Here is a 26,522-nt window from a genome sequence, read left to right as displayed (position 1 = left end):
CCGAGACAGCCGCGATCGCGATGGGTGCAGCACATCGGCCGGGCCGACCGGTCAGTGCGCGGCATCCTCCCAGTCGCTCCCGCGGCCGACCTGAACTTCGAGCGGGACGAGGAGTTCGGCCGCGTTGGCCATGCGATCGCGGACCACGGTCTCGAGGACGTCGGACTCCCCCGGCGCCACCTCGAAGATGAGCTCGTCGTGGACGGTCAGGAGCATGCGACTGGACAGCCCACGCGCCGCGATCTCGGCCTCGACCGTCGTCATGGCGAGCTTCATGATGTCGGCGGCCGAGCCCTGGATCGGCGAGTTGAGCGCCGCCCGCTCCGCGTTCTCGCGATGCACGCGGTTCGGGCTCGTGAGATCGGGGAACGGCCGTCGCCGACCGAAAATGGTCTCGGTGTACCCGTCGATCCTCGCCTGCTCGACGACCCCGCGCAGGTAGTCGCGGACGGCTCCGAAGCGCTCGAAGTACTCCTTCATGAGCTGCGTGGCCTCGGCGCGGTCGATGCGCAGCTGCTTGGACAGGCCGAATGCGCTGAGGCCGTAGGCGAGTCCGTAGGACATGGCCTTGACCTTGGTTCGCATGAGCGGCGTGACGTCGGCCGGGTCGACCGAGAACACGCGGGCGCCGACGAATCGGTGCAGGTCCTCGCCGGCGTTGAACGCCTCGATGAGCCCGGGGTCGCCCGACAGGTGCGCCATGATGCGCATCTCGATCTGCGAGTAGTCGGCCGTGAGGAGTTCGACGTACTCGGGGCCGTGACGGAACGCCTTCCGGATGCGCCGACCGTCGTCGGTGCGGATGGGGATGTTCTGCAGGTTCGGGTCGTTCGACGACATGCGCCCGGTCGCCGCGCCGATCTGCCCGTAGGACGTGTGGATGCGCCCGTCTGCCGCGATGGACTTGTCGAGGGATTCCACGATCTGACGGAGTTTGGTCGCGTCGCGGTGCTCGAGGAGGAACCCGAGGAACGGGTGTGGGTTCGACTCCTGCAGGTCGGCGAGGGCGCTCGCATCGGTCGTGTAGCCGGTCTTCGTCGCCCGCGTCTTCGGCATGGCGAGCTGGTCGAAGAGCACCTCCTGCAACTGCTTTGGCGAACCGAGGTTCACCTCTCGACCGATCTCGGCATAGGCGGCGGCGGCGAGGGCCGCAGCACGATCACCGAGTTCGGACGAGAGGCTCGCGAGCTCGCCGTGGTCGACGGTGACTCCGCGCAGTTCCATGGCGGCGAGCACCGGGACGAGCGGCATCTCGACGTCGGCGAGCAGCTGCCGGGTGCTCTCGGGCAGGGCGCTCAGCACCACGGGCGCGAGCCGGAGCGTGTACCACGCGAACTCGGGCGCACCGGCGTCGGAGCCCTCCTCGGGAACGAGCAGCGAGGGGTCACCCTGCGGCAGGGTCTCGCCGAGGTGACGGTCGACGAGGTCGGCCAGCGTCTTCTCGGTGAGATTGGGTCGCAGCAGCCAGCCGGCGACGAGCGTGTCGAGCACGAGTCCGCCGACCGCGAGGCCCGAGCGGGCCGCCGCCTTCAGCTGCCCCTTCGCGTCGGTCATCACCTTCGGCGCGTCGCCCGCGAGCCACGCTGCGAAGGACGTCGACTCCGCGGACTCGGCCCGGAACGAATGGCGCACGGTCTCGGTCGCGGTGGCGATGCCGGCTCCGATCACCCGGCCGTCGAGGATCTCGAGGCTGAGCCCGAGGCCCGCCGGCTCGGCCGCCTTCGCGGCGTCGAGCCAGGCGCCGAGCGCGTCGCCGGAGAGGTCGGCCGCAACCGGCGCGATGGGCGCATCGACGGCCGGAACGTCGGCCGGAGGCTGAGGGCTGCCGCCGCCGGCATCGACCGCGGTGCCGGCGGCCTCGGCCACGAGCTTCGTGAGGCGCTCGAGCAGCGTCCGGAACTCGAGCCGTTCGAAGATCGGCCGCACCTCGTCGAGGTCGATCTCCCGCGCCTCGAGCTGGTCGAGCTCGACGTCAAGCTCGACATCGGTGACGAGACGGTTGAGGCGGCGGTTGCGGATCGCGTTCTCGCGCTGGTCGCGCAGGTTCTGCCCGACCACGCCCTTGATCTCGTCGGCGTGCTCGAGGATGCCGTCGAGGTCGCCGTAGAGGCCCAGCCACTTGACCGCGGTCTTCTCGCCGACCTTCGAGATGCCGATCAGGTTGTCGCTCGACTCCCCCACGAGCGCGGCGATGTCGGGGTACTGCTCGGGCCGGATGCCGTAGCGCTCGGTGACCGCGGCCGGGTCGTAGCGCTTGAGCTGCGAGACGCCCTGGGTGTTGGGGTACAGCAGCGTGACATCGTCATTCACCAGCTGGATCGTGTCGCGGTCACCCGAGACCAGGAGGACCCGGTACCCGCCGGCACGGCCTCGCTCGGCGAGCGTCGCGAGGATGTCATCGGCCTCGAAGTCCTCCTTCTCGAGGGTCACGATGCCCATCGCCTTCAGCGCCTCCTGCAGCAGCGGCACCTGGCCCTTGAACTCCGCCGGGGTCTCGCCGCGGGTGCCCTTGTACTCGGGGTACTCACGCGTGCGGAACGAGGCACGCGACATGTCGAACGCCACCGCGAGGTGGGTCGGCTTCTCGTTCGCGAGCAGCAGGAGCAACATCGACAGGAAGCCGTGGATGGCGTTCGTGTGCTGCCCGTCGCGCGTCGAGAAGCTGTCGACCGGCAGGGCGTAGAAGGCGCGGAACGCCAGCGAATGGCCGTCGATCACGAGGAGGGTGGGCTTGTCAGCGTCTGGCACTCGCCAAGCCTACAAGCGGCCGCCGACAGCCGATCACCGCCGTTCCTCGGCCACCCCGCTCAGACGACGGATGCCGCGACGAGTGGTCTCGTCGCGGCATCCGTCGTTCGTTCGGGGCTACTTCTTGGCGGCCAGCTGTTCGATGATCGCCTGGGAGACGTCCTTCATTGTGAGGCGGCGGTCCATCGAGGCCTTCTGGATCCATCGGAACGCCTCGGGCTCGGAGAGGCCCATCTTCTCGTTGAGCAGGCCCTTGGCCCGGTCGACGAGCTTGCGCGTCTCGAAGCGCTCGACGAGGTCGCCGACCTCGGCCTCCAGCGCGATGATCTGCGCGTATCGGGCGAGCGCGATCTCGATCGCGGGCAGCAGGTCGTTCGGCGTGAACGGCTTCACGACGTACGCGAGCGCACCGGCTTCGCTCGCTCGCTCGACGAGCTCCTTCTGGCTGAACGCCGTGAGCAGCACCACCGGGGCGATGTGGCCCTTCGAGAGGCGCTCGGCGGCCGAGATGCCGTCGAGCTGCGGCATCTTCACGTCCATGATGACGAGGTCGGGACGAAGCTCGGTGGCCAGCGCGACCGCGGTCTCACCGTCACCCGCCTCTCCGACGACCTCGTAGCCGTTGTCGCGCAGGATCTCGACGATGTCGAGGCGGATGAGCGACTCATCCTCCGCCACGACGACGCGGCGCGGTGCCGGCTGGGTGTTTTCGGTGTCAGTCACGCAGCAAAGCCTACGGTATTCTGAGCGAGGCCTCTGGCCGGTGTGGCGGAATGGCAGACGCGGAGCACTCAAAATGCTTTGCCCGAAAGGGCGTGTGGGTTCGACCCCCACCACCGGCACCATCGGGCCGGCTTCGAGCCGGCCGTCTCAGTCTTCCCGAGCCGGCGGATGCTGCGAGCCGCGGTGGATCTCGTACAGGCGTGCGTGACCGGGCGAGTCCGGGTCGTCGACGATCGGCCGGTCGGCCATGAACAACCGGATCATGTGCGCCAGCTCACCCGAGTGGCTGAAGTTGATGGCGTGCGCGGCGCCCTCGATCTTCGCGATGAGCACGTGGTTGTCGGTCTGCCCGGCGACCTCCTGGACGCGCTCCGCCCCGGGCATCAGCGGATCCCGGTCGCCCAGCACCGCGAGCGTCGGGATGTGCAGGGCGAGCATCCGCTCGAGTGACGGGTACTGCGTGAGCGCCTTGAACATGCGCACCGTGCTCGGCACCCCGAATCGCAGGTAGTCGGGCGTGACGACCCGCATGAGTCGAGCCGGCTCCCGTGTGCCGTCACGGCTGATCTGCCCCATCGCGCGCCGGAGCGGCTGGTTGTAGATACCGCCCGCCGGGGACACGAGCACGGCCCGGTCGAGCCGGTCGGGGTAGAGATGGGCGAACTCGCAGATGACGGGACAGCCCATCGAGTTGCCGACCAGGGTCACGCGCTCGATTCCACGGTCGTCGAGGAAGCGCGCGGCCGCGTGCGCGAGGTCCGGCACGTCGAGGGCGCCCGGTGCCTTCCCGCTCCGGCCGAAGCCCGGAAGGTCGGGCACGAGCGTGTGGAAGTCGTCGGCAAGCCGCTCGGCCGTAGGCAGCAGATACCTGCCAGACAGCCCGAAGCCGTGCACGTGCATCATCGCCGCGGCACCGGACGGCGGGTGGGGCGACTCGCGATAGAACACGTCGACGCCGTCGACGACGGTCCAGCGCTCGGCGAGCGTCGTCGAGGGACGCTTCGACGTGCGGCGCGCTCGGCGCCTCGACCCGCTCGTTCCCGTCGACATCCGTGCCCTCCCGCCTGCGTTCCACCGGTTCGCGCTCCGCCCGGCGGCCATGCTCGAATTCTGGCACGCGGGATCGCCCGGCGCAGCCGCGACCCACACGATCTCTTCGCCGTGCCGTGGCCGGCGCCGTCGCCCCGCGGGCGTCAGGGCTGCGCGGACGACGACGGCCCGGTCACTCCGTGGAGCGCCGGGCCGTCGGTTCGACCTGCTAGAGCACCTCGCCGACGACGTGCACGCGGACGTCGTTGGTGGTGCCCGGGATTCCGGGAGGGGAACCCGAGATGATGACGACCTTCTCGCCCTTCGCAGCGCGGCCCATGCGGGCAAGTGCCTCGTCGACCTGGCCGACCATCTGGTCGGTGTGGGTCACGCGATCGACGACGAACGACTCGACGCCCCAGTTCAGCGCCATGCGACGGCGGATGGCCGGGTCGGGCGTGAACGCGAGGATCGGGATGTCGTGACGGAGGCGGGACATCCGGCGCACGGTCTCGCCGGACTCGGTGAAGACGCAGAGGTACTTCGCCTCGACGAAGTCGGCCACCTCGACCGCCGCGAGCGTGATGGCGCCGGCCTGCGTGCGCGGCTTGGTGCCGAGGGCCGGGATGCGCTCGAGACCGTGCTTCTCGGTCGACTCGACGATGCGGGCCATGGTCTGGACCGTGATGACGGGGTACTCCCCCACGCTGGTCTCGCCCGAGAGCATGACCGCGTCGGCGCCGTCGAGGATGGCGTTCGCGACATCCGAGGTCTCCGCACGCGTCGGAACAGGACTGTGGATCATCGACTCGAGCATCTGCGTGGCCACGATGACGGGCTTCGCGAGACGGCGGGCGATCTCGACGGTGCGCTTCTGCACGATCGGCACGGCCTCGAGCGGGAGCTCGACGCCGAGGTCGCCACGTGCCACCATGACGGCGTCGAACGCCTCGATGATCTCCTCGAGGTGGTCGACGGCCTGCGGCTTCTCGATCTTGGCCACGACGGGCACCCGACGCCCGACCTCGTCCATGATCTCGTGCACGCGCACGATGTCCTCGGCGTTGCGCACGAAGGAGAGGGCGATGATGTCGGCGCCGAGCTCGAGGCCCCAACGCAGGTCGGCCTCGTCCTTGTCGGAGAGCGCGGGCACGTTGACCGCGACGCCGGGAAGGTTGATGCCCTTGTTGTTCGAGACTGGACCGGCGACGACGACCTTCGTGGTGACCACGACGCCATCGGTCTCGATGACCTCGACGCGCACCTTGCCGTCGTCGATGAGCAGGAAGTCGCCGGGCTTGACGTCCTGGGGCAGGCCCTTGAACGTGGTTCCGACGAGCTCCTTCGTGCCCTCGACCTCTTCGGTGGTGATCTTGAAGATGTCACCCTCGGCGAGCTCGTGGGGGCCGTCGGCGAACTTGCCGAGGCGGATCTTCGGGCCCTGCAGGTCGACCAGCACGGCGACCGCCTTGCCGCTGTCGTTCGCGGCCTTCCGGACGTTCTGGTAGACGCCCTCGTGCACGTCGTAGCTGCCGTGGCTGAGGTTCATCCTCGCCACGTCGACGCCCGCATCGATGATCGCGCGGATCTGCTCGTAGCTCGATGTCGCCGGCCCGAGGGTGGCGACGATCTTCGCTCGTCTCATGTGGTTGTGCTCCAAGCTGTCTCCGCGCGGGAACGCGGGGTTGTTATCGGGTGGTACGCCGTCGGCGCACCGTGGTCAGATGGCGAACGCGCGTGCCGTCGCCGCCACGGGGCTCGGGAGATCGGTCTCGCCTTCAAGGTACCGGTCGACGGCGGATGCCGCAGCACGGCCCTCGGCGATCGCCCAGACGATGAGCGACTGCCCGCGTCCGGCGTCGCCCGCGACGTAGACGCCGGGGTGCGAGGTCGCGTAGTCGGCGCTGCGCGCGAAGTTGCCGCGCGCATCGACCGGAAGCTGGATCTGGTCGTCGATCAGGTCGGTCTCGGGCCCCGTGAAGCCGAGGGCGAGGAGCACGAGGTCCGCGGGGATCTCGCGCTCGGTCCCGGCCTTCGGGACGCGCCGTCCGTCGAGGAACTCCGTCTCCGCGACGCGGATCGCACGGAGCTCGCCGTTCTCGTTGGACAGGAACTCGACCGTGGAGACGAGGTACTCGCGCTCGCCGCCCTCCTCGTGCGCGCTCTGCACCTCGAACACGGTCGGGTGCAGCGGCCACGGCTGGTGCTCGGGACGCGCGTCGCCGGGCTGCTTGCCGATGGCGAGGTTCGTCACCGAGAGGGCGCCCTGGCGGTGCGCGGTGCCGATGCAGTCGGCACCCGTGTCGCCGCCGCCGAGGACGACGACGTGCTTGCCCTCGGCCGTGATCTGGTCGAACACCTCGTCGCCGGCCACGTGGTGGTTGGACTGGGTGAGGTACTCCATGGCGAAGTGCACGCCGGGCAGGTCGCGTCCGGGAATCGGCAGGTCGCGCGGCACCATCGCACCGGTGGCGACCACGACGGCGTCGTAGCGCTCGCGCAGCTGGTCCCATGTGATGTCCACGCCGATGTCGACCCCCGCACGGAAACGGGTGCCCTCGGCGGTCATCTGCGCGATGCGCAGGTCGATGTGCTTCTTCTCCATCTTGAAGTCGGGGATGCCGTAGCGGAGCAGGCCGCCGATGCGGTCGTCACGTTCGTACACGGCCACCGTGTGGCCCGCGCGCGTCAGCTGCTGGGCCGCGGCGAGACCGGCCGGACCGGAGCCGACGACCGCGACCGTCTTGCCGGTGAGGCGCGCCGGCGGCTGCGGCTGCACCCATCCGCTGCCGAAGGCCTGGTCGATGATCGAGACCTCGACCTGCTTGATGGTCACGGCCGGCTGGTTGATGCCGAGCACGCACGACGACTCGCACGGTGCCGGGCAGAGCCGGCCCGTGAACTCGGGGAAGTTGTTCGTGGCGTGGAGCCGCTCGGCGGCCGCGCGTCCCTCGCCGCGGTACATCAGGTCGTTCCACTCGGGGATCAGGTTGCCGAGCGGGCAGCCCTGATGGCAGAACGGGATGCCGCAGTCCATGCACCGACCGGCCTGTCGGCGGAGCTGTGCGGGGTCGCCCTGCTCGTAGACCTCTTTCCAGTCCATGATGCGCACCGGCACGGGACGCCGCTTGGGCAGCTCGCGCTCGGTGACCTTCAGAAAGCCCTTCGGGTCAGCCACCCGTCACCTCCACGCAGTTCGTGAGCACAGCTCGGGTCCAGACCATCTCGGTGTCAGCCACCCGTCACCTCCACGCAGTTCGTGAGCACAGCTCGGGTCCAGACCATCTCGGTGTCAGCCACCCGTCACCTCCAGGCAGTTCGTGAGCACAGCTCGGGTCCAGACCATCTCGGTGTCAGCCACCCGTCACCTCCACGCAGTTCGTGAGCACAGCTCGGGTCCAGACCATCTCGGTGTCAGCCACCCGTCACCTCCACGCAGTTCGTGAGCACAGCTCGGGTCCAGACCATCTCGGTGTCAGCCACCCGTCACCTCCAGGATTCGGGTCCAGACCACGTCGCCGTCGGGGTCGAGCCCCTCGTCGACCGCGCTCTGGCGGGTGCGGAGCACTGCCGCGTAGTCGCGCGGCAGCACCTTGGTGAAACGCTCGAACGCGCCGTCGCCTGCAGCGAGCAGATCGGCGGCGACGGTCGAATCGGTGTTCGCGACGTGCTGCTCGAGCAGGTCGCGGACGATCTCGCGGTCGGCGCTGCCGAGCGGGAGCAGCTCGAGTTCGCCCGAGCTGAGGGATTCGCGGTTGACGCGCTCCTCGCGGAGGCCGAGCACGTAGGCGGTGCCGCCCGACATGCCGGCTCCGAGGTTGCGACCGGTCTCTCCGAGGATCAGCGCGAGGCCGCCCGTCATGTACTCGAGTGCGTGGTCGCCCACGCCCTCGACGACCGCAGAGGCGCCGGAGTTGCGGACCAGGAACCGTTCGCCGACGATGCCCCGCAGGAACATGCTGCCCCGTGTGGCGCCGTAGCCGATGACGTTGCCCGCGATGACGTTGCGCTCGGCGGCGAACGTGCTCTCCCTGGAGGGGCGGAGCACGATCTGGCCACCGGAGAGGCCCTTGCCGACGTAGTCGTTGGAGTCGCCCTCGAGCCGGAGCGTGATCCCGCTCGGCAGGAACGCGCCGAGGCTCTGCCCGGCAGACCCCGTGAGCGTGATGTCGATCGACCCGGCGGGCAGGCCGTGCTCGCCGCGGCGCACGGTGACCTCGTGGCCGAGCATCGTGCCGACCGCGCGCTCGGTGTTCCTGACCGGCAGGTCGATGCTGATCGTGCCGCCGTCCTCGAGCACGACCGCGCTGCGGCGGATCAACTCGTTGTCGAAGTGCTGCTCGAGCTCGTGGTCCTGCTCGCGCAGGTTGCGACGTGGCTCCGAGTCCGAGAAGTCGGGTCCGACGAGCACCGGCGTCAGGTCGAGGCCCGACGACTTCCAGTGGTCGACCGCCCGGTCGATGTCGAGGAGCTCGCGGCGCCCGATGACCTCGTCGAGCGAGCGGTAGCCGAGCTCGGCGAGGTACTCGCGCACCTCCTGCGCGATGAACTCGAAGAAGTTCACGACGAACTCGGGCTTCCCGGTGAAGCGCTCGCGCAGCACGGGGTTCTGCGTCGCGACGCCGACCGGGCAGGTGTCGAGGTGGCAGACGCGCATCATGACGCACCCCTGCACCACGAGCGGCGCGGTCGCGAAGCCGAATTCCTCGGCGCCCAGCAGAGCGCCGATGACCACGTCACGGCCGGTCTTCAGCTGACCGTCGACCTGGACGACCACGCGGTCGCGCATGCCGTTCAGCATCAGCGTCTGCTGGGTCTCGGCGAGGCCGAGCTCCCAGGGCGTGCCCGCGTGCTTCAGCGAGTTCAGCGGGCTGGCGCCCGTGCCGCCGTCGTGCCCCGAGACCAGGATGACGTCGGCGAGGGCCTTCGCCGTTCCGGCCGCGACGGCACCGATGCCGGATTGACTCACGAGCTTGACGTGCACACGCGCCTTGGGATTGGCGCGCTTGAGGTCGAAGATCAGCTGCTTGAGGTCTTCGATCGAGTAGATGTCGTGGTGCGGTGGCGGGGAGATGAGTCCGACTCCGGCCGTCGCGTGCCGCGTGCGAGCGACCCACGGGTAGACCTTGGTCGGCGGCAACTGGCCGCCTTCACCCGGTTTGGCACCTTGAGCGAGCTTGATCTGGATGTCGTCGGCGTGCGTGAGGTACATGCTCGTCACGCCGAACCGGCCGGACGCCACCTGCTTGATCGCGCTGCGCCGCTCGGGGTCGAGCAGACGGTCGAGGTCTTCGCCGCCCTCGCCCGTGTTCGACTTCGCCCCGAGGCGGTTCATGGCGATCGCGAGCGACTCGTGCGCCTCCTTCGAGATCGAGCCGTAGCTCATCGCTCCCGTCGAGAACCGCTTCACGATCGACGCGACGGACTCGACCTCGTCGATGGGGACGGCGGGACGCGTGCCGGTGCGCAGCGCGAAGAGCCCGCGCAGCGTCATGAGCTCCTCGGCCTGCGAGTCCACCATCGAGGTGTACTCGCGGAAGACGTCGTACCGACGGTTTCGCGTGGAGTGCTGGAGGCGGAACACCGTCTCGGGGTTGAACAGGTGCGGGGACCCGTCGCGGCGCCACTGGTACTCGCCGCCCGTCGCGAGACGCTCGTGCGCACGCACGGCGACATCCTGCGGGTACGCGACGCGGTGACGCGCCAGGTTCTCGGCGGCGATCACGTCGATGCCGATGCCGCCGAGCTTGGAGACGGTGCCGGTGAAGTACTCGTCGATGAAGTCCTGGGCGAGGCCGACCGCCTCGAACGCCTGTGCTCCCGCGTACGAGGAGATCGTCGAGATGCCCATCTTCGACATGATCTTCAGCACGCCCTTGCCGAGCGCCTTGATGACGTTGTGCACGGCCTGCTCGGGTGACACGCCGGTGATGACCCCGGACCGCACGAGCGACTCGCAGGTCTCCATCGCCAGGTACGGGTTCACCGCGGATGCGCCGTAGCCGATGAGGAGCGCGACGTGGTGCACCTCGCGCACGTCGCCCGCCTCGACGACGAGCCCGACCTTCATCCGGGTCTCGGAGCGGATGAGGTGGTGGTGCACCGCTGACAGCATGATGAGCGACGGGATGGGCGCGAGGTCCGCGGTGGAGTCGCGGTCGCTCAGCACGACGAAGCGAGCGCCCTCCTCGATCGCCTGGTCGACCTCCTGGCACAGCTCGTCGAGACGTGCGCGCATGGCCTCGGGGCCGTCGTCGACGCGGTAGAGGCCCTTCAGCGTCTTGGTCGTGCGCGCACCGCCGGTGCGCGGGTCGATGTGCACGATCTTGGCGAGCTCGTCGTTGTCGATGACCGGGAAGTCGAGCGCGACCTGACGCGCGTGGCCGGGCGTGGCCGTCAGCAGGTTGCCCTCGGGGCCGATCGACGTGCCGAGCGAGGTCACGACCGCCTCGCGGATGGAGTCCAACGGCGGGTTGGTGACCTGCGCGAACTGCTGCGTGAAGTAGTCGAAGAGCAGGCGCGGGCGCTGGGAGAGCACCGCGATCGGGGTGTCGGAGCCCATCGCGCCGAGCGGCTCCTGACCGGTGCGCGCCATGGGCGCGAGGAGGATCTTGACCTCCTCCTCGGTGTAGCCGAAGGTGCGCTGGCGGCGCGTGATCGAGGCCGGCGGGTGCACGATGTGCTCGCGCTCCGGAAGCTCGGCGAGGCGGATGCGGCCCTCGTCGAGCCAGTCGCCCCAGGGCTCGGATGCCGCGAGCTCGGACTTGATCTCGTCGTCCTCGATGAGGCGGCCGGCCTCGGTGTCCACGAGGAACATGCGCCCGGGCTGCAGTCTGCCCTTCCGGACGACGCGCGATGGCGCGACCTCGAGCACGCCGATCTCGCTCGCGAGGACCACGAGGCCGTCGTCGGTCACGACGTACCGCCCCGGCCGCAGGCCGTTGCGGTCGAGCGTGGCCCCGACGAGTGAGCCGTCGGTGAACACGATCGCGGCGGGACCGTCCCACGGCTCCATGAGCATCGAGTGGTACTCGTAGAACGCGCGACGCTCCGGGGAGATCTCGGTCTGGTTCTCCCACGCCTCGGGCACCATCATCATGACGGCGTGCGGCAGGCTGCGGCCCGCGAGCGTGAGCAACTCGACGACCTCGTCGAACGACGCCGAGTCGCTCGCGCCGGGGGTGACGATCGGCAGGATCGGGTCGAGGTCGCCGAGCACCTCCGATGCGAGCTGCGACTGGCGCGCGCGCATCCAGTTCCGGTTGCCCTGGATGGTGTTGATCTCACCGTTGTGGGCGATCATCCGGAACGGCTGCGCCAACGGCCACGACGGGAACGTGTTCGTGGAGTAGCGCGAGTGCACGAGGGCGAGCTTGGATGCGAACCGCTCATCGGAGAGGTCGGGGTAGAACGGCTCCAGCTGCAGCGTGGTGACCATGCCCTTGTAGACCATGGTGCGACTGGAGAGCGACATGAAGTAGAGCTCGAGCTCGCGCTCGGCCCGCTTGCGCAGGCGGAACGTCAGCCGGTCGAGCGCGATGCCGGCGAGGCGCTCGCCGTCGTCGGTCGTCGCTGCCGATTGCACGAAGAGCTGGTGCACGGCCGGCATCGCCGCGCGGGCGAGCGTTCCGAGCTCCTCGGGACGCACCGGCACCTCGCGCCACGCGATGACCTGCAGGCCCTCGGACTCGGCGATCTGCCGGAGCTGGCGCTTGATGGTGCTGCGGAGGCTGGGGTCCAACGGAAGGAAGGCGTTGCCGACCGCGTACGATCCGGCGGCCGGCAGTTCGACGTCGACCACGGCACGAAGGAACTCGTCGGGGATCTGCGTGATGATGCCCGCACCGTCGCCGGTGCCCGCGTCGGAGCCGACCGCACCGCGGTGCTCGAGGTGGCGCAGCGCATCGAGCGCGGTCGCGATGATGTCGTGACCGGCGGTGCCGCGCAGGGTCGCGACCATCGCGAGGCCGCAGGCGTCCTTCTCGGCGGCAGGGTCGTACATGCCGTGGGCGGCGGGGATCGAACCGAACCTCGCGAAGGGTGGAGTGAGCGACACGTGTGACCGTCCTCATCTACTAGGTGGCAGCGGGGGACGACGTCGGCCCAGCGGAGAGAGTCGCGGCGCAAGGTGCGGCGCCGCGTCGGAGAACGAGGTGAGGGCCTCAGGAAGTGGTGGACCCGCGCGAGCTTGTGGCCGCGGTCTCGCCCTCGATGTTCTCACTCTCGACCTCGTTGTCGAGAGAGTCGGAGTCAGACTCAGTTTCGTCCGAGTCTAGCGCAGCGTCGGGGCCCTTCCATTCACGCCCGGGAACATAGGGCGTCGGCTCGGAACCCGTGTGCCGTCGGCGCAGGACGAACAGCATGATCACGCCGACGAGGATGGCGGCGAATGAGGCCCAGACGTTCACGCGGACGCCGAGGAACATCTCGCTCGGATCGACTCGGATCGACTCGAGGAAGGCCCGGCCGGTGCCGTACCAGATGAGGTAGACGGCGAAGGCGCGCCCCCACCGCAGGTTGAAGTGACGCTCGAGGAGCAGGATCGCGGCGACGCCCGCCAGGTTCCAGACGATCTCGTAGAGGAAGGTCGGGTGGAAGAGCGTGCCGTCGGCGAGGCCCGCAGGGAACGCTGGGTTGTCCGACGGGATCTCGAGGCCCCAGGGCAGGTCCGTCGGAGCACCGAAGAGTTCGTGGTTGAACCAGTTGCCGAGGCGTCCGGCCGCCTGCGCGAGCAGGAGTCCGGGCGCCAGCGCGTCAGCGAACGAGAGGAACCGGATGCCGGTCAACCGGCATCCGATGAGCACGCCCACGGCCCCACCGAGGAGCGCGCCGTAGATCGCGTTGCCGCCCTCCCAGATGTTCCAGATGGCGCCGGGCTCGAACGGGTTCCAGATGTTCGCGCCCTCGAAGAAGTAGTCGTTCGGGTGCGTGAACACGTGGTAGAACCGCGCACCGATGATGCCGAGCGGCACGGCCCACAGGGCGATGTCGATCACGATGCCGGGCTCCGCGCCGCGCTTCGTGAGCCGGCGCGACGTGACGATGACCGCCAGGATGATGCCCACGAGGATGCAGAGCGCGTAGGCGTGGATCGTCAGCACGCCCCACGGCATCGGGATCTGGAACGACTGCCACTCGGGGTTCGGGCTCGGGATGCTCAGCGGTGCGATCACGCGAACTGCTGCCTTTCTTCGGGGGCTTCGGCCACTCGGGCCTCAGTCAGCGTACTTCACTCGGAACGCGTGCCGCGCGCGAGCTCCGCCGCGAGCGAGCCTGCTGCCTGGACCCCGCCCTCGGCCAGCGCCCGCACGAGGGCTGAGCCGACGATCGCGCCCTGCGCGTACCCCAGCACCTCGGCCACCTGGGCGGCCGTCGAGATGCCCACGCCGACGCAGCTCGCTTCGGCGCCCGCGGCCTGGAGCCGCCCGACCAGCGTGCGCGCGGCCTCGTCGAGATCGGCACGAGCGCCGGTGATGCCCATCGTCGAGACGGCGTACACGAAGCCGCGGCTCGCGTCGATCGTCTGCGCCAGCCGGGGATCCGTCGAGGTCGGGGCCGCCAGGAAGACGCGGTCGAGGCCCGTGCGATCCGACGCCGCGATCCAGTCGGCCCCCTCGTCGGGGATCAGGTCGGGCGTGATGAGGCCCGCTCCCCCGGCCGCCGCGAGATCGTCGGCGAAGCGGTCGACGCCGTACTGCACGACGGGGTTCCAGTAGGTCATGATCAGGACGGGAGCGGCGACGCGCTCCGTGATGCGGCGGACGGCCTCGAAGCCGTGCGAGAGTCGGAACCCGTTCGCGAGCGCCTGCTGCGTCGCGGCCTGGATGACCGGACCGTCCATGACCGGATCGGAGTAGGGCAGCCCGAGCTCGAGGATGTCGACGCCGTTCTCGACCAGCGCGACGGCGGCCTCGACGCTCTCGTCGAGCGTCGGGAACCCGACCGGGAGGTAGCCGATGAGCGCCCCGTCGGCCTCGTCGTTGCGGCGGGCGATGACGGGAGCGACCGTTCTCACTTGGCGTTCTCCTCGTCGTAGAGCTCGAAGTACTTCGCGGCCGTGTCCATGTCCTTGTCGCCACGACCCGAGAGGTTCACGAGGATGGTCGCGTCGGGCCCCAGCTCCCGCGCGAGCTCGAGTGCGCCCGCGAGGGCGTGGGCCGACTCGATGGCCGGGATGATGCCCTCCGTGCGGGTCAGCAGGCGGAGCGCCTGCATGGCCTCGTCGTCGGTCACGGGACGGTACTCGGCTCGGCCGATGTCGGCGAGCCAGGAGTGCTCGGGGCCCACACCCGGATAGTCGAGGCCGGCGGAGATCGAGTGCGACTCGATGGTCTGGCCGTCCTCGTCCTGGAGCATGAAGCTGCGGGCGCCGTGCAGCACGCCGGGCCGGCCCTTCGTGATCGTCGCCGCGTGCCGCGGCGTCTCCGCGCCCTCGCCGCCGGCCTCGAAGCCGTAGATCCTCACGTCGGCGTCGTCGAGGAACGCGTGGAAGAGCCCGATGGCGTTGGAGCCGCCGCCGACGCACGCCGCGACGGCGGTGGGCAGTGCACCGGTCAGGTCGAGGACCTGCTGGCGTGCCTCCTCGCCGATGATCTTCTGGAAGTCGCGCACCATCTCGGGGAACGGATGCGGCCCGGCGACCGTGCCGAAGATGTAGTTGGTCGTCTCGACGTTCGTGACCCAGTCGCGCATCGCGTCGTTGATGGCGTCCTTCAGGGTGCGAGAACCGCTCGTGACCGCGATCACCTCGGCGCCGAGCAGACGCATGCGGGCCACGTTCAACGCCTGGCGCTCGGTGTCGACCTCGCCCATGTAGATCGTGCAGTCGAGGTCGAACAGGGCCGCGGCGGTCGCGGTGGCGACGCCGTGCTGGCCGGCTCCGGTCTCGGCGATGACGCGCGTCTTGCCGATGCGCTTGGTGAGCAGCGCCTGGCCGAGCACGTTGTTGATCTTGTGGGACCCCGTGTGGTTGAGGTCCTCGCGCTTCAGGATGATGCGGGCGCCGCCGGCGTGGGCAGCGAACCGCGGCACCTCGGTGATGATCGAGGGGCGCCCGGTGTAGCTGCGCCCGAGTTCGGCGAGCTCCTCCGCGAACGCGGGATCGAGCTTGGCGAGGGAGTACGCCTCACCGAGCTCGTCGAGGGCGGCGATCAGGGATTCGGGCACGAAGCGCCCGCCGAAGTCGCCGAAGTACGGACCGGTCTGCGCTCTGAGCGCCATGTCACACCGCCAGGAAAGCTGAGAGGTTGGCCATCGGGTCGCCCGTGACGAGCGCTTCGCCGACGAGCACGGCATCGGCGCCCGCCGCACGGTAGTGCGCGACATCCGCGGCTGAGAGCACCGCCGACTCGGCGACGCGGATGGCATCTGAGGGGAATCGGTCGGCGAGCCGGCCGAAGAGGTCGCGATCGAGTTCGAAGCTCGACAGGTCGCGCGCGTTCACGCCGATGAGGCGCGCGCCGATCGCCGAAGCTCGCTCCAGCTCCTCGCCGGAGTGCGTCTCGACGAGCGCCGTCATGCCCAGCGAGGTGATGAGCTCGTACAACTCGAGCAGTGTGCGGTCGTCGAGGGCCGCCACGATGAGGAGCACGAGGTCGGCACCGGCCGCTCGCGCCTCGAACACCTGGTAGGGCGTGGCGATGAAGTCCTTGCGCAGCACCGGGAGGGCCACCGCGGCGCGAACGGCATCGAGGTCGGCGAGCGAGCCCTTGAACTTGCGCGACTCGGTGAGCACGCTGATGGCGCTGGCCCCGCCGAGCTCGTAGAGGCGCGCCAGCTCGGCCGGGTCGTCGATGCTCGCCAGGGCCCCGCGGGATGGGCTCGCCCGCTTGATCTCGGCGATGACCTTCACCCGGGCGGCCGGCCGCAGTGCGTGGAGCGCGTCCAGCGCGGGAGCGCGATCGAGGGCCGCACGCTCGACCACGTCGAGCGGGCGGACCTCACGGCGCGCGAGTGCGTCGGCGACCGAGTTGGCCGTCAGGTCGGCGAGCACGCGTCAGTGCGCCTTCGCGGCGACCTTGTCGCCGCCGACGCCGTAGCCGGCCCGGCCGAGGAACCAGCCCACGAGCAGGCCGATCAGGACGATGCCGGCGGACGCCCACACGAGCCACACGATCTCGAACCAGAATGCGAGCGTCCCCACCGCGAAGCCGACGAGCATGATGACGACGGCCGTCCATGCCGCGGGCGAGTGTCCGTGGCCGGGGTCTGCGGTCTCAGTGCTCATGTTGCTCCTTCGTAGCGTTCAGGGGTCGTCGCAAGTCTAGCGGCTGGGGTCGGTGGGGCCTTCGCCCTCGGCGTGCGGCACGTCATCTCCGATACCGGAGCCGGGGCCAGGCATCCCGGCCTCGGTCGGGTCGTCGCCGCGGCTGAGTTCATCCCAGGCATCGACGGCTCGATCTGAGGCCCGTCGGCGGGCGTCCATCTGCGGCACCTGGGCGGCGGCGAGCGTCGTGGGCTCACCGGTGGCGGCATCCGTCACGCGCGCGGACGAGTAGCGGCGGGAGGAGCCTGGCCACTGCCGCGTCGTGGACAGCGCGACGAGGCCGGCGATGACGACGAGGGCTCCCCCGAGCATCGCGGCCGTCGGCCAGAAGGTCGCGCTCGCGGATGCCACGAGCTCGGCGGTCGGCCCGGTGCCGGCCACGCCCGTGGCCTCCGTCACGGCCGGTGCGACGGCGCCGACCGGATCGCCGATGGCGAGGGAGCTCGCGAGGATGATCGATCCCCCCAGGAGGGCCTGGATGACCGCGAGCACGACGCGCAGCACCGGTCCGGCGATCGCGATCGCCGCGACGAGGGCGAGGCCGGCGAGGCCGAGCGCCGCGAGCGCCGGGGACGCGACTCCCCCGCCGACGGCGATGACATCCGCGGTCCCGATGCCCGCCTGCCCGAGCAGTCGGAGCTCGAACCAGGTCTGGCTCCAGGCCAGGAGCGTCAGTCCGGCACCCGCCACGCCCGCGAGGAGTGCGAGCGACTTGGCGCGCGCGCCGTTCACGGAACCCGCCGCATCGCGTTGGCGATGGCCACGGCCCGGAGGGGTGCGGCGGCCTTGTTCTGCGACTCCTCGTACTCCGACTCGGCAACGGAGTCGGCCACGAGCCCCGCTCCGGCCTGGACGTGCGCGACGCCGCCCGCGATCGTCGCCGTCCGGATCGCGATCGCGAGGTCGGCGTCGCCGCCGAACCCGAAGTAGCCGACGACGCCGCCGTACACGCCGCGCTGGGCCGGCTCGAGCTCGTCGATGATCTCGAGCGCGCGGGGCTTCGGCGCTCCCGAAAGCGTGCCGGCGGGGAAGGTGGCGCGGAACACGTCGACGGCGTTCGCGCCGGCCGCGAGATCACCCTCGACGGAGGAGACGAGGTGCATGATGTGGCTGAAGCGCTCGACGCGCATGAACTCCGTCACCTCGACGGAGCCCGCGATGCAGACCTTGGCGAGGTCGTTGCGGGCGAGGTCGACGAGCATGAGGTGCTCCGCCTGCTCCTTCGGGTCCGCGATGAGCTCCGCCTCGTAGTCGGCGTCGGCCTCGGGCGTGTCGCCGCGCGGCTTCGACCCGGCGATCGGATGCGTGAACACCCTGCCCTGGGCGACCTTGACGAGGGCCTCCGGTGAGGACCCGACGATGTGGAACGGCTCGCCCGCGGCATCCGCGAGGTGCAGGAAGTACATGTACGGGCTCGGGTTCAGGGCGCGCAGGACGCGGTAGACGTCGACGGGGTCGGCGCTCGCCTCCTGCTCGAAGCGCTGGGAGACGACCACCTGGAAGACGTCGCCGTCGCGGATGTACTCGCGCGATCGCTCGACCGCCGCCAGGAAGTCGGTCTTCTCGGTGCGGTGAGTGGGCGTCGTCGGTGTCGTGAGGTCGATCTCGGCCAGCCACGCCTCGGCAGGTCGGGCGAGATCGCGCTGCATCCGGTCGAGTCGCTCCTGCGCACCGACCCACATCGCATCGGGCGCGTCGACGCCGTCGTTGAGCACGGATGCCACGAGTTGCACGGTGCCCGTGCGGTGATCGATCACGACCAGTTCGGCGACGAAGCAGAACGCCTGGCCGGGAACCTCGAAGTCCGCCGGTGGCCGGTTCGGCAGGTGCTCGATCTGCCGGATCGCCTCCCAGCCGATGAAGCCGACCAGCCCGCCGGTGAGCGGCGGCGCGCCGGGGACGTCGTCGGAACGCCACCGTTCGTAGAGCGCCTCGAGCGCTGCGAGCGGTGCGAGGGAACCGGCGTCGCCGAGGGCCCTGGCCTCGTCGAGCCCGTGGTCCTGCCATCGGACGCGCCCCTCGTGCTCCGTGAGCACGCCGTAGGACGCGACGCCGACGAAGGAGTATCGCGACCAGATGCCGCCCTGCTCCGCCGACTCGAGCAGGAACGTGCCCGGCTTGCCGTGGGCGAGCTTGCGGTAGATGCCGACCGGCGTCTCGCCGTCGGCGAAGAGCTCGCGCGCGACGGGGACGACGCGCCTGCCGGGAAGCAGCGAGGTGAACTCGTCGAAGGTGGTGGTGGCGGGCACGCGCGCTCCTCGTCAGTCGGCGGGCGGGAAGCCCTGGACGACCTCGAGCGGGTCGCCCACGAAACAGGTCCTCGTGCCGGTGTGGCATGCCACGCCGACCTGCTCGACGGTCACGAGCAGGGTGTCGGCGTCGCAGTCGAGCGCGGCCTGCCGCACGTACTGCGCATGGCCCGACGTGTCGCCCTTGCGCCAGTACTCCTGCCGCGACCGAGACCAGAACGTCACGCGCCCCTCGGTGAGCGTGCGCCGCATGGCTTCGCGGTCCATCCAGCCGAGCATCAGGACCTCGCCGGTGCCCTCCTGCTGGATGACGGCCGGCAGCAGGCCGTCGGCATTGAACGCCGCCCGGTCGAGCGCAGCGTCGACGGCGGCGCTCATCGGACGATCCGCCCGTCGGCGGCCAGGGCGGCCTTCACTTCGGCGATGGTCATCTCCCCATTGTGGAACACGGATGCCGCGAGCACGGCGTCAGCGCCCGCGGCGACCGCGGGCGCGAAGTGCTCCACCGCGCCGGCGCCGCCCGAGGCGATGACGGGAACGCTCGATCGTTCGCGCATCAGCGCGGTGAGCTCCAGGTCGAAGCCGCGTTTCGTCCCGTCGGCATCGATCGAGTTGACGAGCAGCTCGCCCGCGCCGAGCTCGATGGCCCGCCTCGCCCAGTCGAGGGCGTCGAGGTCGGTCTCGGTGCGGCCGCCGTGCGTGGTCACCACGAAACCCGACGCCGTGCGCTCCGACCGCTTCACGTCGAGCGAGAGGACGAGCACCTGCGCGCCGAAGCGGTCGGCGATCTCGCCGAGGAGGGCCGGGCGCGCGATGGCGGCGCTGTTGACGCCCACCTTGTCGGCGCCGTGGCCGAGCAGTCGGGCCACGTCCTCCGCGGAGCGCACACCGCCTCCCACCGTGAGCGGGATGAAGACCTGCTCGGCGACGCGCTGGACCATCTCGTAGGTGGTGGACCGGTCGTCGACCGTCGCGGTGACGTCGAGGAAGGTGAGCTCGTCGGCGCCCTGCTCCCCATAGCGCGCGGCGAGCTCGACCGGGTCGCCGGCATCCCGCAGGTTCTCGAAGTTGACGCCCTTGACGACGCGCCCCGCGGCGACGTCGAGGCACGGGATGACCCTGATCGCGACTGGCATCGGGGCCTACAGCCGTGCGGCGTGGATCGCGCTCACGAGGATCGCCCGGGCACCGAGCGAGTACAGCTCGTCCATCACCTGGTTCATGTCGCCCCGCGGGATCATGACGCGCACGGCGACCCACTCGGGGTCGTGCAGCGGTGAGACGGTCGGCGACTCGAACCCGGGCGCCGCGGCGGTCGCGGCCTCGAGGTGCTCGACCGGCACGTCGTAGTCGAGCAGCACGTACTGCCGCGCGACGAGCACGCCCTGGAGGCGGCGGAGCAGCGTGTCGGCCCCCGAGCGCTCGACGCCCGAACCGATGAGGACGGCCTCGGAGTCCAGGATCACGGGGCCGAAGATCTCCAGCCCGGCCTGGCGCAGGGTCGACCCGGTGGAGACGACGTCGGCGACGGCGTCGGCGACGCCCAGACGGACGGCCGATTCGACCGCCCCGTCGAGCTTCACGAGCGTCGACGTGACGCCATGGCCGGCGAGGAATGCGCCCACGAGGCCCGGATAGCTCGTCGCGACGCGGACGTCCTGGAGGCCGGCCAGGTCGGTGAAGGCTCCGGCGGGGCCCGCGAACCGGAAGGTCGAGTCGCCGAACCCGAGCGGCGCGATCTCGACCGCGTCGGAGCCCGAGTCGAGGAGGAGGTCGCGGCCGGTGATGCCGACGTCGAGCGCCCCCGACCCGACGTAGGTCGCGATGTCACGCGGTCGCAGGTAGAAGAACTCGACGCCGTTGCGTGGATCGGCGGTGTGCAGGTCGCGCGGGTCCCGGCGACCCGTGTACCCGGCCTCCCAGAGCATCTGGGCGGCGGTCTCTGAGAGCGAGCCCTTGTTGGGCACGGCGATTCGAAGCATGTTCTGGCCTTCTTGTGCGGGATGCACGATCGTTTCGACGGTTCTGACGGACGGGAGCGCGATCAGAGATGTCGGTACACGTCGGCGGGCGAGAGCCCCTTCGCGATCATCATCACCTGAAGGTGGTAGAGCAGCTGCGAGATCTCCTCGGCAGCCTCATCGTCGGTCTGGTACTCGGCGGCCATCCACACCTCGGCCGCCTCCTCGACGATCTTCTTCCCGATGGCATGCACGCCCGCATCGAGCTCGCGCACGGTGCCGGAACCCTCTGGACGGGTGCGGGCCTTCTCGCTGAGCTCGACGAAGAGTTCGTCGAATGTCTTCACGACTTCAGACTACCCGGGCCGTGCGCGCCCTCGTGGCGGTGCGACGCCGCGAGGTCACGCAGCGCCGCGATGCGCTCGGCCGGCACGTCGGCGCCGAACACTGCCGAGCCGGCCACGAACGTATCGGCCCCGGCCTCTGCGGCGATGCCGATCGTGTCGGTCGAGATCCCGCCGTCGACCTGCAGCCAGACGTCCAGACCAGCGGCACGGACCGCGTCGGCGACGGAACGCAGCTTCGGCATCGTCTCGTGCATGAAGGACTGGCCGCCGAATCCGGGCTCGACGGTCATGACGAGCACCTGGTCGAACTCGGAGAGCAGTTCCAGGTAGGGCTCGGCATCCGTTCCCGGCTTGAGGGCGATGCCGGCACGGGCGCCGATCGCGCGCAGCCGCCTGGCGAGGGCGACCGGCTCGTCGGTCGCCTCGGCGTGGAACGTGACGGAGTAGGCGCCGAGCTCCGCGTACCCGGGTGCCCACCGATCGACGTCGGAGATCATGAGGTGCACGTCGAGCGGGATGGGACTGACGTCCTGGATGCGTCCGACCATCTGCGGACCGAAGGTCAGGTTCGGGACGAAGTGGTTGTCCATGACGTCCACGTGCACGAGGTCGGCGGTCGCGATGCGCGCGAGCTCGGCCTGCAGGTTCACGAAGTCGGCAGCGAGGATGCTCGGGTTGATCCGCGTCGTCATGCTGCAACCTTATCGAGCAGGCGTGCGGTCGCCGCCCGGGCGATCGGCGGATGCCGCAACCCGACGCACCAGGGCGATGAACATGGCGTCCGTGCCGTGTCGGTGCGGCCAGAGCTGCACCGTGGCCGGATCGGACGCGAGGTCGAGCGGATGCCGCGACAGGTCTTGCACGATCGCGGCCGTGTCGAGCTGCTCGGCCATCGACCCCCACCGGGCGAGCGCCGCGCCCAATGTGCCGTGCGTCTCCCCCGTGTGCGGCGAACAGGTCACGTACGCGAGCACGCCTCCCGGGGCCAGCGCGGCGAACGCGGAATCGAGGAGCTGGCCCTGGAGCAGCGTGAGCTCCGCGACGTCCTCGGGTCGCTTGCGCCAGCGTGCCTCCGGGCGTCGCCGAAGCGCGCCGAGGCCCGTGCAGGGCGCGTCGAGCAGGATCCGGTCGAACCCGTCGGGGGCTCCGTACGCGGCCGGGTCGAGGGAGCGCCCATCGCCCACACGCACGTCGACCTGCGTCGGCACGCCGGCGATCGCCGCACGCACGAGGTCGGCCCGCGCCGGGACTACCTCGTTCGCGGCGAGCACGGCTCCGCCCGCGAGCGCCTCGGCCGCGAGCACGGCCGTCTTGCCGCCTGGGCCCGAGCAGAGGTCGAGCCAGCGCTCGCCGGCTCGCACGGGCACGGCCCGGCTGAGTGCGAGCGCCGCGAGTTGCGAACCCTCGTCCTGCACGCGGATGCGACCCCCGGCCGCCTCGACGACCGCGATCGGGTTCTCGGCCGTGCCACCGATCGGCGAGTACCGGTCGGGCGCGAAGCCGTCGATCGCGCCGAGCTCGTCGGCACCGTCGCCGATGCCGGGCAGGACCGCGAGGTTCACCCGCGGCGAGGAGTTGTCGGCCTGGAGCAGCGCCTCGAGTTCGTCGGCACGACCCTCGCGCGCGAGTGCCGCGCGCAGCGCCCGGACGACCCACACGGGGTGGCTCTCGAGCCGCGCCAGGCGTTCGTCCTCGTTCGGCGCACCCTCGGCCACGAGTGCGCGCCAGGCCTCGGCGTCGGTGCGTGAGACCGTCCGCAGCACGGCGTTGACGAAGCCGGCGGCCTTCGGCGCGACGCGGCGCACGAGGTCCACCTGCTCGTTCACGGCCGCGTGGGTCGGCACCCGCGTCGCGAGCAGCTGATGAGTCCCAAGGCGCAGCACGTCGAGCACGGCCGGATCGATCGCCTCCGCCGGGCGACCCGCCGCGATCGCGAGCACCTGGTCGTAGTAGCCCTGCCTGCGCAGGGTCCCGTACGTCAGCTCGGTCGCGAACGCGGCATCCGCGGTGCTGAGGCGGGCGCGACGGATGCGCGCGGGCAGGAGGAGGTTGGCGTAGGCCTCGTCTCGGCGAACGGCCTCGAGCACGTCGAACGCGACCGTGCGCGCCGGGGACACCTTCGGCCCACGGGGAGGCTGGTGCCGGCGGGGCGCACCGCGGTCGCCGCCCTGCGCGTTCATGCGGCCACCGCCCCGACGCGGCCTGCCCCGCGCCACCAGTCGGCGGCCGGCATCGCCGTCCGGCCGGCCGGCTGGACCTGCACGACCTCGACGGGCACGTCGGCCGTGCCGATGAGCAGGCGTCGTCCGACCGCGGCGAGTTCGCCGACGGCGAGGGTCGGAAGCGCCTCGACCCCCAGATCCGTGGGAGTGGGCGCGGCGGCGAGGCCGAGGAGCTTGAGCCTCGCGCCGTCGAGGGTCGTCCACGCGCCGGGTTCGGGGGTCACGCCCCGATAGCGCGCGAGGACCGATCGTGCGGGTTCGTTCCAGTCGATGCGGGCGTCGTCGATGCGGAGCTTCGGGGCGAAGGACGGCTCGCCCGCCTGCGGGATCGCCCGCGCGGTGCCCTCGGCGATGCCGTCGACCACGTCGGAGAGCAACGCTCCCCCGCGTTCGGCGAGGGTCTCGAGCAGGCTGCCTGCGGTGTCACCCGGCTCGATCCGGTGCGAGAGCTCCGCGAAGACGTCCCCGGCATCGAGCTCGGCCACGAGCTGGAACACGGCGGCGCCGGTCGCGGGGTCATCGTTGATGAGGGCATGCTGCACGGGCGCGGCACCCCGCCAGGCCGGAAGCAACGAGAAGTGCAGGTTGATCCAGCCGTGCACGGGCGTCGACAGGAGCGGCTCGCGCACCAGGCCGCCGTACGCGACGATCACGCCGAGGTCGGGCGCGGATGCCGCGAGACGGGTGGTGGCCTCGTCGTCGAGCCTCGCGGCCTCGATCACCTCGAGGCCCAGCCGCTCGGCCGCTCGAGCGACTGGAGAGGGCGTGAGCACGCGCTTCCGGCCGATCGGAGCCGCCGGACGGGTGACCACCGCGACGATCTCGTGGCCGCTCGCGGCGAGCCGTTCGAGCGAGGGGACAGCGGCGGCCGGCGTACCGGCGAACACGAGACGGAGCTTCTGCACACTCCATTGTCGCCGACCAGCGGGGCGTGCCCGGCCCGCTGTCGGACGAACGACGGTCGGAGGGGTCCGATGACGGCGCCGCCCGGTCGACCGTGGCCCCTCGGCCCGTCAAGCCCTCAGGGCACTTCCGGGTCATCGAACCGCACTCGCAGGACGGCCGGACGTCGTACCGGCCGCCCCGCGACGGGCCTGCGACGCTCGGTCGCCACCCGGATCATCTCCGAGCGCAGTTCCCGGGCGACCTTCGCGCCGGCCGCGTAGTCGAATCGGACGAGCGCCCGAGCGAGCGACTCGTCGACGGGCGTGGGGCCGAGCACGTCGACGCCGTCGATCGCCTTCGCGGCATCCACCGCCCTGGCCACGTTCGCCGTCGACGCCGTGACGCTCGCGACGCGCACCGCCGGCGGGAATCGAAGGGCGCGCCTCGACGCCAGTTCGGCCGAGGCCCAGTCGCCCTGCCGCCAGGTCGTGAGCGCCGTGGCGAGGGCGCCGCCAACGCCGACCAGGAAGACCGGCGACCCCGGAGCGACGAGCGCCGCGGCATTCGACCACCAGCGCAGGCAGTCCTCGGCGACGCGCAACGACTCGCGCAGCAGCATCCGCTCCCCGTCGAGCAGGAGGACCGCGCGGTAGCCGCCGTCGGCGATGGGCTCGGCGCCCCTGGTGGCGACCACCAGTGCCGACTCGGCGCCGACGCGGAGCACCGGCTTCTCGCCGTCGGAGAGCACGACCCGGGTGTTCGGGAATGCCCGGCCGAGCTCTTCGGCCGTCCGGCTCGCGCCGATGGTCACGGCGCGGAGGCGTGTGCCCTCGCAGGTGGGGCAGGCCCAACCGTTGGCGGTGGTGCCGCAGAGCACGCACCTCGCCACCCCGCCCTCGCGCGGGATCGCCAGGCCGCCGCCGCAGGTCGCGCACCGCGCGGGCTCGCGGCAGCGGTCGCACGCCAGCAGCGGGGCGTTGCCCGGCCTGGCCACCTGCACGAGGACCGGACCCTCGCGAACCGCCTCCTGCGCCTGCCGCCACGCGGCGGACGGGATGCGGGCCGACCCCGGCTCGTGCGCGGCCTGGTGCTCGGTGGGGATCACGCGCGGGCGTGCGTTCCTGGCGCCCGGGATCTCGCGCACCCAGCCGATCTCCACGAGACGGGCCAGCTCGACGCTCGGCGAGTGGGCGACGAAGAGGAGCGCCGCACCGGACTGCTCCTGCCGGATGAGCGCGGCATCGCGCGGATGGACGCCCGGAGCGAGCTGCTCGTTCATGAGCGAGTCGCCGTCGTCCCACATGGCGATCAGGCCGAGTCGTGCCGCGGGCGCGTAGACCGTCGACCGATTGCCGATGACCACGCGCGCATCGGCGCCGGTCGCGTCGAGGAAGGACCGGAAGCGGGCGCCGCCGCTCTGCCTCGCGTCCGTGCGGATGATGCGCCGGGCATCGAGGTGCGCCTCGAGCGCGGCCTGCAGCTGCTCCTGGTCGCGATAGTCGGGAACGATGAGCAGGCTGGATCGATCGTCGGCGAGCACGTGCGCCGCAGCCTGCGCCATCGTCACCGCCCATGCCCCGACCCAGGCTCCCGTCTCGAGTCGGACGGGCCGGGGATCGGCCGCGAACCACATGCGCTCCCCCGAACGGAGACCCGCTTCGATGCGTCCTTCGGCAGCGCCGTGGACTGGGGGAGGTGTGCTCGGCAGCGGCCCGGCGTCGGGCTCGGCGCCCGCCCAGGCGCGCTCGACCCGGACGTAGCGCGACGGGACCGCGAGCCTGAGCACGTCGCTGGCGTTGCCCGCGGCCCGGTCGGCCGCGGCGCGCGCGAGCGCCCAGACCTCGGGGGTGAGCAGCGGCACCTCGGACACGACGTCCTCGAGGTCGCTGAGGCGTCCCTCGAACTCGCTCGACGCCACCAGCTCGACGAGCCACCCGTTGGCGATGCGGCCGCCCGAACGGAGCGGCACGCGAACGCGGACCCCCGGCTTGGCCGCATCCCGCAGCCGGTCGGGGACCCGGTAGTCGAAGAGCTGATCGAGTTGCGGGAGCGGGGAATCGACGAGCACCCTGGCGACGGAGCCGCCCGTCACG

At 70.9% G+C, this 26,522-nt stretch carries 21 protein-coding genes and 1 tRNA gene; 1 reads left to right on the top strand and 21 read right to left on the bottom strand.

Features of this window, described 5'->3' with window-relative positions; translation table 11 throughout:
- Positions 1–51 precede the first annotated feature (51 nt).
- A complete protein-coding gene (gene polA, locus GQQ95_RS10850) occupies positions 52–2,748 on the bottom strand; it encodes a DNA polymerase I (RefSeq protein WP_157427683.1) in 2,697 nt (898 codons plus the stop codon).
- A gap of 117 nt (positions 2,749–2,865) precedes the next feature.
- On the bottom strand, positions 2,866–3,471 hold the full coding sequence (locus GQQ95_RS10845) for an ANTAR domain-containing response regulator (protein WP_157427682.1): 606 nt from the start codon (positions 3,469–3,471) through the stop codon (positions 2,866–2,868).
- Between the two features lie 36 nt (positions 3,472–3,507).
- Here GQQ95_RS10845 and GQQ95_RS10840 point away from each other — a divergent pair.
- Positions 3,508–3,593, top strand: a tRNA-Leu gene (locus GQQ95_RS10840).
- 25 nt (positions 3,594–3,618) lie between these two features.
- On the opposite strand, the gene GQQ95_RS10835 is transcribed toward GQQ95_RS10840, so the two are convergent.
- The 19 genes from GQQ95_RS10835 to GQQ95_RS10745 form a co-directional block, all read right to left on the bottom strand.
- Positions 3,619–4,521 (bottom strand): alpha/beta fold hydrolase, encoded by a 903-nt coding sequence (locus GQQ95_RS10835; protein ID WP_157427681.1) that lies wholly within the window; start codon positions 4,519–4,521, stop codon positions 3,619–3,621.
- Positions 4,522–4,729: 208 nt separating this feature from the next.
- Entirely contained in the window at positions 4,730–6,145 is a 1,416-nt protein-coding gene (gene pyk, locus GQQ95_RS10830) for a pyruvate kinase (protein ID WP_157427680.1), read from the bottom strand.
- 75 nt (positions 6,146–6,220) lie between these two features.
- Entirely contained in the window at positions 6,221–7,678 is a 1,458-nt protein-coding gene (locus GQQ95_RS10825; RefSeq protein WP_157427679.1) for a glutamate synthase subunit beta, read from the bottom strand.
- A gap of 297 nt (positions 7,679–7,975) precedes the next feature.
- Positions 7,976–12,502 carry a glutamate synthase large subunit gene (gene gltB / locus GQQ95_RS10820; RefSeq protein ID WP_157427748.1) on the bottom strand — a complete coding sequence of 1,509 codons (4,527 nt, stop codon included), beginning with the start codon at positions 12,500–12,502 and terminating at the stop codon, positions 7,976–7,978.
- 160 nt (positions 12,503–12,662) lie between these two features.
- Positions 12,663–13,613, bottom strand: a complete 951-nt coding sequence (gene lgt / locus GQQ95_RS10815) for a prolipoprotein diacylglyceryl transferase (protein ID WP_157427747.1) — start codon at positions 13,611–13,613, stop codon at positions 12,663–12,665.
- Between the two features lie 116 nt (positions 13,614–13,729).
- A complete protein-coding gene (gene trpA, locus GQQ95_RS10810) occupies positions 13,730–14,515 on the bottom strand; it encodes a tryptophan synthase subunit alpha (RefSeq protein ID WP_157427678.1) in 786 nt (261 codons plus the stop codon).
- The gene (trpB, locus tag GQQ95_RS10805) at positions 14,512–15,720 is read right to left on the bottom strand and encodes a tryptophan synthase subunit beta (RefSeq protein ID WP_157427677.1); all 1,209 of its coding nucleotides are present in this window, start codon (positions 15,718–15,720) and stop codon (positions 14,512–14,514) included. Before trpB ends, trpA begins: the two co-directional genes overlap by 4 nt.
- A gap of 1 nt (position 15,721) precedes the next feature.
- A complete protein-coding gene (trpC, locus tag GQQ95_RS10800) occupies positions 15,722–16,492 on the bottom strand; it encodes an indole-3-glycerol phosphate synthase TrpC (RefSeq protein WP_157427676.1) in 771 nt (256 codons plus the stop codon).
- A 3-nt stretch (positions 16,493–16,495) separates the two neighbouring features.
- Positions 16,496–16,726, bottom strand: a complete 231-nt coding sequence (locus GQQ95_RS10795; RefSeq protein ID WP_157427675.1) for a DUF6704 family protein — start codon at positions 16,724–16,726, stop codon at positions 16,496–16,498.
- Between the two features lie 36 nt (positions 16,727–16,762).
- Positions 16,763–17,497 carry a Trp biosynthesis-associated membrane protein gene (locus GQQ95_RS10790; protein ID WP_157427674.1) on the bottom strand — a complete coding sequence of 245 codons (735 nt, stop codon included), beginning with the start codon at positions 17,495–17,497 and terminating at the stop codon, positions 16,763–16,765.
- Entirely contained in the window at positions 17,494–19,014 is a 1,521-nt protein-coding gene (locus tag GQQ95_RS10785) for an anthranilate synthase component I (RefSeq protein WP_157427673.1), read from the bottom strand. Before GQQ95_RS10785 ends, GQQ95_RS10790 begins: the two co-directional genes overlap by 4 nt.
- 12 nt (positions 19,015–19,026) lie before the next feature.
- Complete coding sequence (hisI, locus tag GQQ95_RS10780) at positions 19,027–19,392, bottom strand: phosphoribosyl-AMP cyclohydrolase (protein WP_157427672.1); 366 nt, start codon at positions 19,390–19,392, stop codon at positions 19,027–19,029.
- Positions 19,389–20,150 carry an imidazole glycerol phosphate synthase subunit HisF gene (hisF, locus tag GQQ95_RS10775; protein ID WP_157427671.1) on the bottom strand — a complete coding sequence of 254 codons (762 nt, stop codon included), beginning with the start codon at positions 20,148–20,150 and terminating at the stop codon, positions 19,389–19,391. Before hisF ends, hisI begins: the two co-directional genes overlap by 4 nt.
- A gap of 6 nt (positions 20,151–20,156) precedes the next feature.
- Positions 20,157–20,996: an ATP phosphoribosyltransferase gene (gene hisG / locus GQQ95_RS10770; protein WP_157427670.1), complete on the bottom strand. Its 840-nt coding sequence runs from the start codon at positions 20,994–20,996 to the stop codon at positions 20,157–20,159.
- A gap of 62 nt (positions 20,997–21,058) precedes the next feature.
- Entirely contained in the window at positions 21,059–21,322 is a 264-nt protein-coding gene (locus GQQ95_RS10765) for a phosphoribosyl-ATP diphosphatase (protein ID WP_157427669.1), read from the bottom strand.
- Positions 21,319–22,014, bottom strand: a complete 696-nt coding sequence (rpe, locus tag GQQ95_RS10760) for a ribulose-phosphate 3-epimerase (protein WP_157427668.1) — start codon at positions 22,012–22,014, stop codon at positions 21,319–21,321. The genes GQQ95_RS10765 and rpe overlap by 4 nt, the downstream gene beginning before the upstream one ends.
- Positions 22,015–22,023: 9 nt before the next feature.
- Entirely contained in the window at positions 22,024–23,502 is a 1,479-nt protein-coding gene (locus tag GQQ95_RS10755) for a transcription antitermination factor NusB (protein WP_157427667.1), read from the bottom strand.
- Positions 23,499–24,449: a methionyl-tRNA formyltransferase gene (gene fmt / locus GQQ95_RS10750; RefSeq protein WP_157427666.1), complete on the bottom strand. Its 951-nt coding sequence runs from the start codon at positions 24,447–24,449 to the stop codon at positions 23,499–23,501. The genes GQQ95_RS10755 and fmt overlap by 4 nt, the downstream gene beginning before the upstream one ends.
- A gap of 116 nt (positions 24,450–24,565) precedes the next feature.
- Positions 24,566–26,521, bottom strand: a complete 1,956-nt coding sequence (locus GQQ95_RS10745) for a primosomal protein N' family DNA-binding protein (protein WP_157427665.1) — start codon at positions 26,519–26,521, stop codon at positions 24,566–24,568.
- Between the last annotated feature and the right edge of the window lies 1 nt (position 26,522).

The organism is Agromyces salentinus (assembly GCF_009749395.1).
GTDB lineage: Bacteria > Actinomycetota > Actinomycetes > Actinomycetales > Microbacteriaceae > Agromyces > Agromyces salentinus.
This window is presented reverse-complemented; position numbering and strand designations above follow the sequence as displayed.